The following is a 13,932-nucleotide window of genomic DNA, read 5'->3' on the forward strand; positions in this document are numbered from 1 at the left end:
TGCTGCTGCTGGTGGCGGTGGTCGCGGTGTGGGGCGCGGCCCTCGGCATCGGAGGGCTGGTCTTCGAGCCGGTCTTCGGCTTCGCCGGGTGTCGGCCCTTCGTTCCCGTGTGGCGGCGCCAGGATTCGAACCTGGGAAGGCTGAGCCGGCAGATTTACAGTCTGCTCCCTTTGGCCGCTCGGGCACACCGCCGGGGTAGCTGCCCGGTGAGCCGCTTTTCGGCGGCGCTCCGTGGCAACGACGTAAACAATACCCGATGTGCAGGGGTGCTTCGCCACCCGATTGATCGGCGCCCGGAGGGCGGGGGGTGGCTAGGCTGGTCCGGATGCGGCCGGGGACCTGAACGGGCCCGGCGGCCGCCACGTACGCCGGTACGCACGACACGCACCCCGATACAAGGAGCCACAGGACATGGCCGACTCCAGTTTCGACATCGTCTCGAAGGTCGAGCGGCAGGAGGTCGACAACGCCCTCAACCAGGCCGCCAAGGAGATCTCGCAGCGCTACGACTTCAAGGGCGTCGGCGCCTCGATCACGTGGTCCGGTGAGAAGATCCTCATGGAGGCGAACTCCGAGGAGCGGGTGAAGGCTGTCCTCGACGTCTTCCAGTCCAAGCTGATCAAGCGCGGCATCTCGCTGAAGGCTCTGGACGCGGGTGAGCCCCAGCTCTCCGGCAAGGAGTACAAGATCTTCGCGTCCATCAAGGAGGGCATCTCCCAGGAGAACGCGAAGAAGGTGGCGAAGACCATCCGCGACGAGGGCCCGAAGGGCGTGAAGGCGCAGGTGCAGGGTGAGGAGCTGCGGGTCAGCTCCAAGAGCCGTGACGACCTCCAGGCCGTCATCGCCCTGCTGAAGGGCAAGGACTTCGACTTCGCGATGCAGTTCGTGAACTACCGGTAGACCCGCTCGGGTCCGCCGGGCTTCACGCTCTGCACGGGTACGAGGAAGGGTGGGCGCCTGCCGGTGCCCACCCTTCTCGCCTGCTGGCCGCGGTCCGTGTGCGCGGTCAATCGCGCGAGTGGCCGAACAGGAGGCGGTAGGCGATCAGGAGGACGAGCGATCCGCCGATCGCCGCGGCCCAGGTGGTGCCGTCGTAGAAGTCCTTGGTGATCGGGTGGTCCATCCAGCGGGCCGATATCCAGCCGCCGATGAACGCGCCCGCGATGCCGATCAGGGTCGTGCCGATGAGGCCGCCCGGGTCGCGCCCCGGCAGCAGGAACTTCGCGATGGCTCCGGCCAACAGTCCCAGGATGATCCAGCTGATGATGGTCATGCCGTGAACCTGCCCTTTCACGCTGTGCCCGCACTGTCCCGGCCTGTGATCTTGCTCGCGGCAGGCCGTGCTCGTGCGTCGTACGCCGGGCGTCCCGTGGGCGTCGTCCTTGCCGCGCGCGGTCAGCCGTCTTGCTGGGGAGGACGTCCCGGGGGTGCGTGCCGGTTGCGCAGCGCCGGCGTGTGGTGCGTTACGGCGGCTCGCGAAGTCCGGCCCTGTCGGTCTGTGTCGGAGGGCCTGGCGGTCACTCGGGTCGGCAACTGCTCGGTCGCGGTCATGGGTTCATCATGCGGGCCGGCGCCGGAAGCCGGGCGGGGCTGTGGACGACCACTGGCTTGTGGATACCGGGCGCTGCGATGCGGGACACCGGACCGGCGGCCAGCCACGGCGGCGAGCGCCATGTCGCTGCTGCGGCGGCGCCATGGGGCCGCGTCAGCGCACCGCGAACGGCTCGTCCGTCCGTACGATGTCGCGGCCCAGCGGGAGCAGCGAGACCGGGATCAGCTTGAAGTTGGCGATGCCGAGCGGGATGCCGATGATCGTGACGCACAGGGCGATGCCGGTGGCGATGTGGCCGAGGGTCAGCCACCAGCCCGCGAGCACCAGCCACAGCACGTTGCCGACGCAGGACGGGGCGCCCGCGTCCCGGCGCTCGACCGTCGTGTACCCGAAGGGCCACAGCGCGTAGACGCCGATGCGGAACGCCGCGATGCCGAACGGGATGCCGATGATGGTGATGCAGAGGAGCAGGCCCGCGAGCATGTAGGCGAGGAACAGCCAGAAGCCGCTGAAGACGAGCCATATGACGTTCAGGATGGTCTTCACTGATTCCCACCTGCCATCTTCTCGAGCCGGGCGATGCGTTCCGCCATCGGCGGGTGTGTGGAGAACATCTTCGAGAGGCCCTGGCCGGGCCGGAACGGGTTGGCGATCATCATGTGGCTGGCCGTCTCGATACGGGGCTCGGGCGGCAGCGGGAGCTGCTTCGTGCCCAGTTCGAGCTTGCGCAGGGCGCTGGCCAGGGCGAGCGGGTCGCCCGTGAGCTGGGCGCCGGAGGCGTCCGCCTGGTACTCCCGGGAGCGGCTGATGGCCAGTTGGATGAGCGAGGCGGCGAGCGGGCCCAGGATCATGATCAGCAGCATGCCGAGCAGGCCGGGGCCGTCGTCGTCGTCGGAGCGCCCGATCGGGATCAGCCAGGCGAAGTTGACCAGGAACATGATCACGGAGGCGAGGGCACCGGCGACCGACGAGATGAGGATGTCGCGGTTGTAGACGTGGCTGAGCTCGTGGCCGATGACGCCGCGCAGCTCGCGCTCGTCCAGAAGACGCAGGATGCCGTCGGTGCAGCACACGGCGGCGTTGCGTGGATTGCGGCCCGTCGCGAAGGCGTTGGGCGCCTCCGTCGGGGAGATGTACAGGCGCGGCATGGGCTGGCGGGCCTGGGTGGAGAGCTCGCGGACCATGCGGTAGAGCCCCGGGGCCTCGAACTCGCTCACCGGGCGGGCGCGCATCGCGCGGAGCGCCAGCTTGTCGCTGTTCCAGTACGCGTACGCGTTGGTGGCCAGCGCTACCAGGACGGCGATGACGAGCCCCATGCGGCCGAAGAAGCTGCCGATGACGATGATGAGTGCGGACAGTCCCCCGAGGAGGACTGCTGTCCTGAGCCCGTTGTGCCGGCGGTGCACGGTACGCCCTCCAAGTGGTGCGGCAGGGGGACCCTTGCTGTCTCTGCGGTGCCACCGGTGCCGTGGTGTCACGTCCAGTGGACCCTCCCGTACTGGTCAACGCCAGGCGGGAGGCACTAGTTCCCTTGTGCCTGCGGGGCCGGCCGTGGACCGTACGGGTGACGGCCGCTGACGCGCCACGCACGCGTGGGGGATCGAGTGCCCACACGCGCGTGGTGAAAGCGCGACCGGTGTGGCCGCCGGGGTCGGACTGGAGTCGGACTGAGGTCGGACCTGAGGCCGTACCGGGGTCAGAAGAGTCCGGTGTCCGTGAAGCGCAGGACCAGCTGGGGTGCCCCGGACAGAGCGATGCCGAGGACGCCGGTCAGGGCGATCGCGGCGGTGAGCGGGGCAGGCACGCGGTGCTTCTCCGGTTCGCCCTCGGGGGCACGGAACAGCTGGGCCGTCCACTGGAGGTAGTAGAACAGCGCGATGACGACGTTGACGGCCATGATCACGGCAAGCCAGCCGAGGCCCGCGTCGACGGCCGCCGAGAAGACGGTGACCTTGGCGAAGAGGCCGATGATGCCCGGCGGCAGCCCGGCGAGGCACAGCAGGAAGAACGCCAGGAGCAGCGCGGACAGTGGGCTCGACGCGTAGAGGCCGCGGTAGTCGGCGACGCGGTTGAGGGTCTTCGTCCGGCCGACGAGCGCGGCCACGGCGAAGGCACCGAGGTTCACGGCGCCGTACATCAGGGCGTAGGCGACGGTGGAGCCGATGGACTTCTCGGCGTCCCCGGAGTACGCGGCGGCGGCGATCGGCACCAGGAGGTAGCCGGCCTGGCCGACGGAGGACCAGGCGAGCAGGCGAACCACGCTGTACGCGCGCGTGGCCTGCTGGCGGAGGGCTCCGACGTTGCCGACGGTCATGGTGAGCGCGGCCAGGGCGGCCAGGGCCGGGCCCCAGACGTCGGCGTAGGACGGCAGGGCCACGACCGTGACGAGGATCAGGCCGCTGAAGCCGACGGCCTTGCCGATGACCGACAGGTAGGCGGCGATCGGCAGGGGGGCGCCCACGTAGGTGTCGGGCACCCAGAAGTGGAAGGGCACGGCGGCGGTCTTGAAGGCGAAGCCGACGAGGGTGAGGACGACACCGGTCTGCGCGAGCGTGTCGAGCTGCCCGTCGACGCTCTGGATGCGGTCGGCGATCCGGGTCAGGTAGAGGGTGCCCGTGGAGGCGTACAGGAAGCTGATGCCCATGAGGCTGACCGCGGTGGCGGTGACCGAGGACAAGAAGAACTTCAGGGCCGCCTCGGAGGACCTCCGGTCGCCGTACTTGAGGCCGACCAGCGCGAAGGCGGGCAGGGACGCGACCTCCAGGGCGACGATCAGGGTCGCGAGGTCGCGGGAGGCGGGCAGGAGGGCCGCGCCGGCCGCGGAGGACAGCAGCAGGAACCAGTACTCCCCCTCGGGGAGCGCCTTGCGGGCGTCCTTCAGGGCGGTGACCGACAGCAGGGCCGCGAGGAGTGCGCCGCCGAGGACCAGGAACTGGATGACCAGGGTGAAGCGGTCGGCCGTGTAGCTGCACACGGCCGCGTCGCCGGTCAGGCAGAAGGTGCTGCGGTCGCCGTCCAGGAGGGGCAGCAGCATGAGCGTGGCGGCGGCCAGGCCCGCCACCGACGTCCAGCCGAGGAGCGCCTTGCGGTGCTCGGCGACGAACAGGTCGGCGACCAGGACGACGAGTGCGACGACCGCCGTGATGGTGGGCGGCGCGATCGCGAGCCAGTCGACGGACTGGACGAGCGAGGCGGCCAGGGGCTGGGCCGGGGAGCTCATCGGGTGCCTCCTGCGAGGAGCTGCTGGACGGCCGGGTCGCTCAGGCCGAGCAGGGCCTTGGGCCACAGGCCCGCGACGACGGTGAGGACGACGAGCGGGGTCCAGGCCGCGAACTCGTACGAGCGGACGTCGGTGAGCCTCGGGGCGTCCTGCGGCAGGGCGCCCATGCAGACGCGGCGGACCACGATCAGCAGGTACGCGGCCGTCAGCAGCGTGCCGAAGGCGCCGATCGCCATGAAGGTGAGGAAGGCCGCGCGGTTGAGGCCCTCGGCGGGCTGGAACGCGCCGAACAGGGCGAGCATCTCGCCCCAGAAGCCGGCCAGGCCCGGCAGTCCGAGCGAGGCGACGGCGGCGAAGGCGAGCAGGCCTCCGAGGCGGGGGGCCTTGCCGTAGAGCGCGGCGCCGGTCTCCTCTGCGAGGGTGTCGAGGTCGGTGGTGCCCGTGCGGTCCTTCAGGGCGCCGACCAGGAAGAACAGCAGGCCGGTGATGAGGCCGTGGGCGATGTTGGCGAACAGGGCGCCGTTCACGCCGGTCGGGGTCATGGTCGAGATCCCGAGCAGGACGAAGCCCATGTGGCCGACGGAGGAGTAGGCGATGAGGCGCTTCAGGTCGCCCTTAGCGCCCTGCTTGGCGAGGGCCAGGCAGGCGAGGGATCCGTAGATGATGCCGACGACGGCGAGAGCCGCGAGGTAGGGCGCGAAGGTGCGGAAGCCGTCCGGTGCGATGGGGAGCAGGATCCGGACGAATCCGTACGTACCCATCTTCAGCAGCACACCGGCCAGCAGGACCGAGCCGACGGTGGGCGCGGCGGTGTGGGCGTCGGGCAGCCAGCTGTGCAGCGGCCACATCGGCGTCTTCACGGCGAGCCCGATCCCGATCGCCAGAACGGCGATGACCTGCACCGATGTGGTCAGCGACCGGCCGTTGTCAGTGGCGAGTGCCATCATGTCGAACGTGCCCGCCTTGATCCCGATCAGGAGCAGGCCGAGCAGCATGACCACGGATCCGAGCAGCGTGTAGAGGATGAACCGCCACGCGGCCTGGCTCCGGCCCTCGCCGCCCCAGCGGGCGATGAGGAAGTACATCGGGATGAGGACCATCTCGAAGGCGAGGAAGAACAGCAGCAGGTCGAGGACGGCGAAGGTCGCCAGCGTGCCGGACTCGAGGACGAGCAGCAGGGCGACGAAGGCCTTCGGGGTCGGCCCCGCGGGCATCCTGAAGTACGAGTAGAGCGCGCAGAGGAAGGTCAGCAGCGCGGTCAGGACCAGCAGGGGGAGGGAGATGCCGTCGATGCCGAGGTGGATGCGCACGTCGAGTGCGGGGATCCAGCTGATGTCGGTGCTGGCCTGCATCTTCGACGGCTGGTCGTGGTCGAAGCCGAGCGCGAGGACGATCGCCGCGATGAGGACGGCCCCGGTGACGGTGACGCCGTGCCGGAGCACGGCCTGCTCGGGCGACTTCCCCTTCAGCTCGGGCGGGGCCGGCAGGAGGGCCGCGGCGGCCCCGAGGAGCGGGCCGACGACGACGAATGCCAGAAGGAACTGCATCACGGACTCGTTGATATCGATCACGCCTGCTCACGCTCCCGTGGCGACGAGGACGACGGCGACCGCGAGGACGACGGTGCCGGCGAGCAGCGCGCTCACATAGGTCTGGACGTTGCCGGTCTGGGCGCGCCGTACGGCCGTGCCTAGCCAGCGGGGCAGCGCGCCCGCACCGCGTACGTAGGTCTCGACGACCTCGCGGTCGAGGAACCGCACCAGGCTCGCTCCGGCCTGGACCGGGCGGACGAAGAGGGCCCGGTACAGGGCGTCCAGGTGGAAGCCGGCGGCCGCGTGCCGGTGCAGCGGGCCGAGCAGCAGCCGTCCCGGGTCCGCGGGGTCGGGTGCGTAGGCGATGTCGCCGTAGGCCGGCTTGTGGGTGGCGATGGCTTCCGCCTCGACCTGGGCGGCGTCGCCCTCGGGGTGGGCCGCGACGGCTCCCAGCGGGACGCGTGCGGTGAGCGCGGTGGTGTGCCGCCAGGCGGCGTAGGTGACGATGCCGCCGACGAGGGCCACGCCCGTGCCGAGCACGGAGGTGGTCAGGGTCGGGCCGAGGTCACGGCCGTCGAACCAGTCGGGCAGCAGGCGGAACGCGAAGCCGCCGAGGGCCAGGGAGGGGACGGCCAGCACCCACAGCACGACGGTCATCGTCAGCGGCTGCCTGCCGTGGTCGGGGGCTTCGGCGCCCCGGCCCCGGAAGGCCAGCAGCCACAGGCGCGTCGCGTAGGCGGCGGTCAGCACGGCCGTGAGCAGGCCGGCGACGAGGACGATCCAGCCCGCGGCGGCGGGAGCGTGCTCGGTGTGCCCGGTGACGACGTGTTCGGCGACGCCGAGGACGGCTTCCTTGGAGAAGAAGCCGCTGAACGGCGGGATCGCGGCGAGCGCCAGCAGCGCCACGGTCATCGTCCAGTACGCGTCAGGGATCCGGTCGCGCAGGTTCCGCATGCGGGACATCGCGGCCAGGGAGTTGGTCCCGGCGGCGTGGATGATCACGCCGGCCGCGAGGAACAGCAGCGCCTTGAAGGCGCCGTGGGACAGGAGGTGGAAGACGGCGGCTCCGCGGTCGCCGACGGCGAGTGCGCCGGACATGTAGCCGAGCTGGCCGATCGTCGAGTAGGCGAGGACGCGCTTGATGTCGTCCTGGGCCAGGGCGGCGAGCGCCGAGCCGGCCATGGTGACGGCGGCCATGACGGCGAGCACCACCATCGCGGCCTGGGAGGCCTCGAAGAGCGGGAGGAGACGGGCGATGAAGTAGACACCGGCGGCGACCATCGTCGCGGCGTGGATCAGCGCGGAGACGGGGGTCGGGCCCGCCATCGCGTCGGGGAGCCAGGTGTGCAGCGGGAACTGCGCCGACTTGCCCGCCACGCCCGCGAGGAGCAGCAGGGCGATCAGCGTCGGATGGTCGAGCGAGCCGCTCGCGACGGCGCCGAGAACGCGGGTGATGCGGAAGGAGCCGGCGTCGGTGGCCAGGGCGAACAGGCCGATCAGGAAGGGGACGTCGCCGAGCTTGGTGACCAGGAAGGCCTTGAGGGAGGCGGCGCGGGCCTCCGGGGTCTCCCAGTAGTGGCCGACCAGGAAGTAGGAGCAGATGCCCATGACTTCCCAGCCGACCAGCAGCACGATCAGGTCGCCGGAGTAGACGACCAGGAGCATCGCGGAGGTGAACAGGGAGACGAGGGCGGCGTACGAGGGGTAGCGCGGGTCGTCGCGCAGGTAGCCCGTCGAGTAGATCTGCACGCAGGAGGCGACCAGGCCGACCAGGACGGCGACGAGCGCGGCGAAGCCGTCGATGTGCAGGGCGAGTTCGATCGGGACGGAGCCGGTGGGGGTGAGTTCCGTGGCCGCGTCGACGGCCGTGTCGCCGCCCTGGCGCGCGGCGACCAGTGCGGCGAGCACCAGCGCGGTGAGCGTCGGCAGGACGGCGAGGGGGCGGACGAAGCCCGGTGCGGTGCGGCCCAGGAGCAGGCCGGCGACGGCGCCGAGGAAGGGAAGGAGGGGGACGAGGACGGCGAGGGTGGTCGTGGTCACGCGGTGGCCTCAGCCTTCTGGGCCTCGCCGGACCGCTCGGCCGCGAGGGCGTCGCCGTCGGGGCCGTCGGGGTCGTGCCGCTCGGAGGTGTCGCGGAGCTTGTCGATGTCCGCGGTGCCGCGGTTGCGGTGCACCGCGAGGACGATCGCCAGGCCGATGCCGATCTCGGCGGCGGCGATGGCGATGGTGAACAGGGTGAGGGCCTGGCCGGAGTGCAGGGTCTCCTCGGCGGTCTTGCTGAGCCAGACGTCGAAGGCGACCAGGTTGAGGTTGACGGCGTTGAGCATCAGCTCGACCGACATCAGGACCAGGATGGCGTTGCGGCGGGCGAGGACGCCGTACAGGCCCGTGCAGAAGAGGAGGGCGGAGAGCACGGCGGGATAGGCGAGGTGCATCAGCGGGCCCCTTCCTGGTCGGAACTCTCTGTGACCGCCTGGGAACTCCCGGTGGCACCCCGGGCGTTCACAGGAGGAGAGCCCGGCTCCGCCTTCGCCTTGCGGGACAGGACGATCGCGCCGACCAGGGCGGCGAGGAGGAGGACGGAGAGGGCCTCGAAGGGGAGGACCCAGTTCTGGAAGAGGCTCGCGCCGGTGGCCTCGGTGGAGCCGGCGGCCGGGCCGTCCAGGTCGATCCAGGTCGTGCGGAAGGCGTCGACGACGACCCAGACCAGGGCGGCAGCGGCGGCGACGGCCACGGTCAGGGCGGCCCAGCGGTTGCCGGAGTCGGCGTCCGGGGAGCGGCCGATGGGGGCTCTGGTGAGCATCAGACCGAACAGGAGGAGGACGACGACGGAACCGACGTAGATGAGGACCTGCACCCAGGCGATGAACTCGGCGGTGAGCAGGAGGTACTCGACGGCCAGGCCACCGAGGGTCACCACCAGCCAGAGGGCGGCGTGCACGAGCTGCCGGGTGGTGACGGTGACGATCGCGGCGCCGAAGGTGACCAGGCCGACGAGGAGGAAGGCGATCTCGACGCCGGTCGGCGAGAGGAAGCCGTGGGTGTCGGCGGCGGCCGTGGTGGTCGGGCCGGTGGCGAGGAGGCCGGCGGTTGCGGCGAGGCTCATTCCTGGCCCTCCTGCCCCGGTGCCGGCCGGTCCGGCTTCGGCTGGTCCGGCGCCGCCCCGTCCGGCTTCGGCTGGTCCGGCTTCGGCTGGTCGGTCTGCTGCTTGGAGTCGCCGTGGGGGCGGGTGGGGCGCTCGGCCGCTCGGGCCTGCTCGTCGGCGTGGGGTTCGGTGGGCGGCGGGGTCTGCTGGGCCGCCAGCTTCTCCGCGGCCTTGCGGGCGGCGGCGACTTCCTTCGGCTCCTCCGCGCCGGGGTCGAGGGCCGGCGGCGCCGGGACGGTCCACATCCACTCCCGGAGCTTGTCGCGCTCGTGAGTGAGGTCGCGGATGTCGGTCTCGGCGTACTCGAACTCCGGGGACCAGAACAGGGCGTCGAAAGGACAGACCTCGATGCAGATACCGCAGTACATGCACAGGGAGAAGTCGATGGCGAAGCGGTCGAGGACGTTGCGGCTGCGCTCGCGGCCGCCCGGTGCCGCCGGCGGCACCGTCTCCTTGTGGGAGTCGATGTAGATGCACCAGTCCGGGCACTCACGGGCGCACAGCATGCACACCGTGCAGTTCTCCTCGAACAGGCCGATCACGCCGCGGGTGCGGGGCGGGAGGTCGGGCTGGGCGTCCGGGTACTGCGCGGTGACGGACTTCTTCGTCATCGTGCGGAGGGTGACGGCCAGGCCCTTGGCCAGGCCGCTTCCTGGAATGGGGGCCATGGTTACTGGATCACCACCTTGACGATGCCGGTGAGGGCGATCTGGGCGAGGGAGAGGGGGACGAGGAGGGTCCAGGAGAGCTTCTGGAGCTGGTCCTCGCGCAGCCGCGGGTAGGTGACGCGCAGCCAGATCACGAGGAAGGCGAGGACGGCGGTCTTCAGCAGGGTCCAGACCCAGCCGAGGCCGTCGGCGCCCCAGGGGCCGTGCCAGCCGCCCAGGAAGAGGACGGTGGTCAGGCCGCACAGGACGACGATGCCGGCGTACTCGGCGAGGAGGAACAGGGCGAAGCGGAGGCCGGTGTACTCGGTGTACGCGCCGAAGATGATCTCCGAGTCGGCGACGGGCATGTCGAAGGGAGGACGCTGGAGTTCGGCGAGGCCGGCGACGAAGAAGACGATCGCGCCGACGATCTGCCAGGGCAGCCACCACCACTCGAAGGCGTCGAGGATGCCGGGGATCGAGACGGTGCCGGCCGCCATCGCCACCGAGGCGGCGGTGAGGAGCATCGGCAGTTCGTAGGCGAGGAGCTGGGCGGCGGTGCGCAGGCCGCCGAGGAGGGAGAACTTGTTCGCGGACGCCCAGCCGGCCATGAGCGAGCCGAGGACGCCGACGCCCATGACGGCCAGCACGAAGAAGACACCCGCGTCGATGACCTGCCCGACGGCTCCCTCGTCGGGGCCGATGGGGATGGCGAGCAGGACGAGGAGGTAGGGCAGGAGGGCGACGGCGGGGGCCAGTTGGAAGATGCGGCGGTCGGCGCCCGCGGGGACGACGTCCTCCTTCTGCGCGAACTTCACGCCGTCGGCGATCAGCTGGGCCCAGCCGTGGAAGCCGCCGGCGTACATGGGGCCGAGGCGGCCCTGCATGTGGGCCATGACCTTGTGTTCGGTCTGGCCGATGATCAGGGGGAAGGTGAGGAAGACGACGAAGACGATCAGGAGTCGCAGGGTGACGTCGAGCACGTCGTTCACCGCGGGCCTCCTGTGGGGTCGTCGGGACCTGTGGGGTGGTCGGGACCTGTGGGTTGTTCGGGGTCGTCCGTGGGCTTCGGGTTGTCCGCCGGGGTCTCCGGGGCCGCCGGGGTTTCCGGGGCCGCCGAAGGTTCAGTGCTCTTCGAGGGTGCAGTGTCCTTCGAAGGCTTCTCGGTGCTCTTCGGAGGCTCGATCCGCTCCCGGTCGGGCGACGGCTCGGGGGTCGGCAACGGCGCGGCTTCCGGCGACGGTTCGGGTTCCGGTTCGTCGAAGGCCGGGCGGGCGTGGTGCCACGGGGCGTCCGAGCTGCGTGGAGTGCGCGGGGCGTTGCCCGACCGGCTGTCGCTCCGCCTGTCGGTGCCACTGTCGCTGTCGCCGCGGTCGGACGCGGCGCGTTGACTCGCGCTGCCCTCCGACGCGCTGCGCGCCCGGCGAGGGCCGGCCGGGCCGTCCGACCCGGTCCGCTGCGACGCCGAGCCTTCGCTCGCGCTCCGCGCGCGGCGCGGCCCGACCGACGGAGCGGAGGCCCCGGCATCGGCAGCCGAGGTACCGGCCTCAGCAGTCGAAGGTCCGGTCTCCGCCGCCGAAGGTCCGTTCTCCGTGGCCGAAGGTCCGGTCTCCGCGGCCGAGGGCCCGGTGTCCCCGGCCGACGGTGACTCCGGCCCGGTGGTCCCGGCAGCGGCCTGGCTCACCGAGCCCTCCGACGCCGAGCGAGCGCGACGCGGCACGGTCGGAGACGGCGTGCCCATGTCGCCGGTCGCGGCCTGGCTCGCCGAGCCCTCCGCCGCCGAACGAGCGCGACGCGGCACGGTCGGAGACGGCGTGCCCGTGTCGCCGGTCGCGGCCTGGCTCGCCGACCCGTCCGACGCCGAGCGAGCGCGACGCGGTCCGGTCGGAGACGGCGTGTTCGTGTCGTCGGTCGGGGTCTGGCTTGCCGAGCCCTCCGATGCCGTGCGGGTCCGTCGTGGCGGGCGCTCGCCCGCTGGGCGGGGCGGGCGGTCGGATGCCGTGCGGGCCGCGCCGCGGGCCGGGCGGGCGGGGGCCGGGGGGAGTTGGCCCTTCAGGGGGCCCCACTCGTTCGGGTCGGGGACGCCGGGCGGGAGCATCTGGCGGCGCTTGGGGCCGCCGTGCTCCGACTCGCCGGGTTCCTTCGCGCCGGGCCAGGCCTTGGCGACGCGTGCGGCCAGGACGAAGTCCTTGCGCAGGGGGTGGCCTTCGAAGTTCTCGGGCAGGAGGAGGTGGTCCAGCGCCGGGTGGCCCTCGAAGGTGACGCCGAACATCTCGTGGGTCTCGCGTTCGTGCCAGGCGGCGCCCGCGTAGACGTCGACGGCCGAGGGCAGGGTGGGTGCCTCGTGCGGGACGGTGGTGCGCAGGAGGAGACGGCGCACCGGGGCCAGGGCGGCGACGTGTGCAGTGACGCGGAAGCCCGTGCCCGGTTCGTCGACCGCGCTGAGCCAGTCGAAGTAGGTGCAGCCGAGCCGGTCGCGTGCGGTCTCCAGGGCGGAGATCCAGGTCGCCGGGGGGACGTCGACGGTCAGGACCTCGTAGGACTCCTCGGCCGTGGCGTCCGGGCCGAAGAGTTCCGCGACGTCGGCGGGCAGCCAGCCGGCCTCGGTCATCGTCCCTCCCCCGACGTCGGGCCGGTGGCAGGAGCCGGCGGCTGCACCAGACCGCTCTGCAGCGCGGCCGCCGAGGGGCGGTCCGTGCCGTAGCGCTCCCCCAGCGACTCGCGGGCGATCTTCTCCTGGAGCTTGAGGATGCCCTGGAGGAGCGCCTCGGGCCGGGGCGGGCAGCCGGGGACGTAGACGTCGACGGGGATGATCTGGTCGACGCCCTTGGTGACGGAGTACGAGTCCCAGTAGGGGCCGCCGCAGTTGCTGCACGCGCCGAAGGAGATGACGTACTTGGGTTCCGGCATCTGCTCGTAGAGGCGCTTCACGGCCGGCGCCATCTTGTCCGTGACCGTGCCGGAGACCACCATCAGGTCGGCCTGGCGGGGGCCCGGCGCGAACGGGATGACACCGAGACGGATGAAGTCGTGGCGGGCCATCGACGCGGCGATGAACTCGATGGCGCAGCAGGCGAGGCCGAAGTTGAAGACCCAGAGCGAGTAGCGGCGGCCCCAGTTGAGGATCACCTTCATCGGCTCGGGCGCGAGGCGCGCGAGGGCACCCAGCCGCTTCGGCTCGGGCAGCAGAACGGGCTCGGGGGTCACGTCCATGCCAGGACGCCCTTCTTGTATGCGTAGAGCAGGCCCACGGCCAGGAAGCCGAGGAAGATGAACATCTCGACCAGGGTCGTCGCGCCGTAGCCGGGGGCGGCGAAGACGGTCGCCCAGGGGAACAGGAAGATCGAGTCGACGGCGAAGATCACGTAGAGGAAGGCGTAGACGTAGTAGCGGACCTGGGTGTGGGCCCAGCCCTCGCCGACGGGGTCGACGCCGCACTCGTAGGTCAGGAGCTTCTCGGGCGTGGGGACCACGGGCCGCAGCAGGCGGCCGGCCCCGAAGGCGACGGCGACGAACAGCACGCCGACGACGGCGAGCAGTCCGACGACCGAATAGGACTGGAAGTAGTCCGCCGCGACGACGGTCGTGGTGACGACGGTCGGTTCCGGCACGTCCGTCCCTCGCTCCCTCAGAAAATCGGACCTGGATCCTGCGCCGATCCCGCGGCTCACCCGGACGCCGCCGTTCGACGATCTGTACGCACGGGAGTCTAGGCCCTGATAAAGGCAGGGTAAGCAGCCCGTCACGCCCCGGCATGCGGGGGTGGGGTTTTCCTCAGGTGATCCTGGCGGCGCACCTCATGGCGCGGCTGCCCGCCGCCGGGCACGCTAACGCAT

General features: G+C 71.3%; 14 protein-coding genes and 1 tRNA gene. 1 reads left to right on the forward strand and 14 read right to left on the reverse strand.

Features of this window, described 5'->3' with window-relative positions:
* Positions 1-110: 110 nt before the first annotated feature.
* A tRNA-Tyr gene (locus tag ABZ948_RS20335) sits at positions 111-192 on the reverse strand.
* A 219-nt stretch (positions 193-411) separates the two neighbouring features.
* On the opposite strand from ABZ948_RS20335, the gene ABZ948_RS20340 reads away from it, so the two are divergent.
* Positions 412-900 (forward strand): YajQ family cyclic di-GMP-binding protein, encoded by a 489-nt coding sequence (locus ABZ948_RS20340; protein WP_359761419.1) that lies wholly within the window; start codon positions 412-414, stop codon positions 898-900.
* A 106-nt stretch (positions 901-1,006) separates the two neighbouring features.
* Here ABZ948_RS20340 and ABZ948_RS20345 read toward each other — a convergent pair whose 3' ends face one another.
* The 13 genes from ABZ948_RS20345 to ABZ948_RS20405 form a co-directional block, all read right to left on the reverse strand.
* Complete coding sequence (locus tag ABZ948_RS20345) at positions 1,007-1,273, reverse strand: GlsB/YeaQ/YmgE family stress response membrane protein (protein WP_030234067.1); 267 nt, start codon at positions 1,271-1,273, stop codon at positions 1,007-1,009.
* 432 nt (positions 1,274-1,705) lie between these two features.
* Positions 1,706-2,098 (reverse strand): YccF domain-containing protein, encoded by a 393-nt coding sequence (locus ABZ948_RS20350; RefSeq protein ID WP_114254750.1) that lies wholly within the window; start codon positions 2,096-2,098, stop codon positions 1,706-1,708.
* Positions 2,095-2,958, reverse strand: coding sequence for a zinc metalloprotease HtpX (gene htpX / locus ABZ948_RS20355; protein WP_020275035.1), 864 nt, complete (start codon positions 2,956-2,958; stop codon positions 2,095-2,097). The genes ABZ948_RS20350 and htpX overlap by 4 nt, the downstream gene beginning before the upstream one ends.
* Positions 2,959-3,248: 290 nt before the next feature.
* Complete coding sequence (locus ABZ948_RS20360) at positions 3,249-4,772, reverse strand: NADH-quinone oxidoreductase subunit N (protein ID WP_359761422.1); 1,524 nt, start codon at positions 4,770-4,772, stop codon at positions 3,249-3,251.
* Positions 4,769-6,343 (reverse strand): complex I subunit 4 family protein, encoded by a 1,575-nt coding sequence (locus ABZ948_RS20365; protein WP_359761424.1) that lies wholly within the window; start codon positions 6,341-6,343, stop codon positions 4,769-4,771. Before ABZ948_RS20365 ends, ABZ948_RS20360 begins: the two co-directional genes overlap by 4 nt.
* Positions 6,344-6,349: 6 nt before the next feature.
* Positions 6,350-8,344, reverse strand: coding sequence for an NADH-quinone oxidoreductase subunit 5 family protein (locus tag ABZ948_RS20370; RefSeq protein ID WP_359761426.1), 1,995 nt, complete (start codon positions 8,342-8,344; stop codon positions 6,350-6,352).
* A complete protein-coding gene (gene nuoK / locus ABZ948_RS20375; RefSeq protein ID WP_359761428.1) occupies positions 8,341-8,739 on the reverse strand; it encodes an NADH-quinone oxidoreductase subunit NuoK in 399 nt (132 codons plus the stop codon). The genes ABZ948_RS20370 and nuoK overlap by 4 nt, the downstream gene beginning before the upstream one ends.
* A complete protein-coding gene (locus ABZ948_RS20380) occupies positions 8,739-9,410 on the reverse strand; it encodes an NADH-quinone oxidoreductase subunit J family protein (RefSeq protein WP_359761430.1) in 672 nt (223 codons plus the stop codon). Before ABZ948_RS20380 ends, nuoK begins: the two co-directional genes overlap by 1 nt.
* A complete protein-coding gene (locus ABZ948_RS20385; RefSeq protein WP_359761432.1) occupies positions 9,407-10,117 on the reverse strand; it encodes a NuoI/complex I 23 kDa subunit family protein in 711 nt (236 codons plus the stop codon). Before ABZ948_RS20385 ends, ABZ948_RS20380 begins: the two co-directional genes overlap by 4 nt.
* Positions 10,118-10,119: 2 nt before the next feature.
* Positions 10,120-11,088 (reverse strand): complex I subunit 1/NuoH family protein, encoded by a 969-nt coding sequence (locus ABZ948_RS20390; RefSeq protein ID WP_010049241.1) that lies wholly within the window; start codon positions 11,086-11,088, stop codon positions 10,120-10,122.
* A complete protein-coding gene (locus ABZ948_RS20395) occupies positions 11,085-12,707 on the reverse strand; it encodes an NADH-quinone oxidoreductase subunit C (RefSeq protein WP_359761434.1) in 1,623 nt (540 codons plus the stop codon). Before ABZ948_RS20395 ends, ABZ948_RS20390 begins: the two co-directional genes overlap by 4 nt.
* Entirely contained in the window at positions 12,704-13,309 is a 606-nt protein-coding gene (locus ABZ948_RS20400; protein ID WP_359761436.1) for an NADH-quinone oxidoreductase subunit B, read from the reverse strand. Before ABZ948_RS20400 ends, ABZ948_RS20395 begins: the two co-directional genes overlap by 4 nt.
* Positions 13,300-13,707: an NADH-quinone oxidoreductase subunit A gene (locus ABZ948_RS20405; RefSeq protein WP_010041427.1), complete on the reverse strand. Its 408-nt coding sequence runs from the start codon at positions 13,705-13,707 to the stop codon at positions 13,300-13,302. Before ABZ948_RS20405 ends, ABZ948_RS20400 begins: the two co-directional genes overlap by 10 nt.
* Positions 13,708-13,932 lie beyond the last annotated feature (225 nt).

Source organism: Streptomyces olindensis, from assembly GCF_040645895.1.
Classification (GTDB): domain Bacteria; phylum Actinomycetota; class Actinomycetes; order Streptomycetales; family Streptomycetaceae; genus Streptomyces; species Streptomyces olindensis.

Excerpts from the sequence above, each read along its gene's own strand:
- ABZ948_RS20340 (WP_359761419.1), top strand. The coding sequence starts at position 412 with ATGGCCGACTCCAGTTTCGACATCGTCTCGAAGGTCGAGCGGCAGGAG.
- ABZ948_RS20345 (WP_030234067.1), bottom strand. The coding sequence starts at position 1,273 with ATGACCATCATCAGCTGGATCATCCTGGGACTGTTGGCCGGAGCCATC.
- ABZ948_RS20360 (WP_359761422.1), bottom strand. The coding sequence starts at position 4,772 with ATGAGCTCCCCGGCCCAGCCCCTGGCCGCCTCGCTCGTCCAGTCCGTC.
- nuoK (WP_359761428.1), bottom strand. The coding sequence starts at position 8,739 with ATGCACCTCGCCTATCCCGCCGTGCTCTCCGCCCTCCTCTTCTGCACG.
- ABZ948_RS20380 (WP_359761430.1), bottom strand. The coding sequence starts at position 9,410 with ATGAGCCTCGCCGCAACCGCCGGCCTCCTCGCCACCGGCCCGACCACC.
- ABZ948_RS20385 (WP_359761432.1), bottom strand. The coding sequence starts at position 10,117 with ATGGCCCCCATTCCAGGAAGCGGCCTGGCCAAGGGCCTGGCCGTCACC.
- ABZ948_RS20395 (WP_359761434.1), bottom strand. The coding sequence starts at position 12,707 with ATGACCGAGGCCGGCTGGCTGCCCGCCGACGTCGCGGAACTCTTCGGC.
- ABZ948_RS20400 (WP_359761436.1), bottom strand. The coding sequence starts at position 13,309 with ATGGACGTGACCCCCGAGCCCGTTCTGCTGCCCGAGCCGAAGCGGCTG.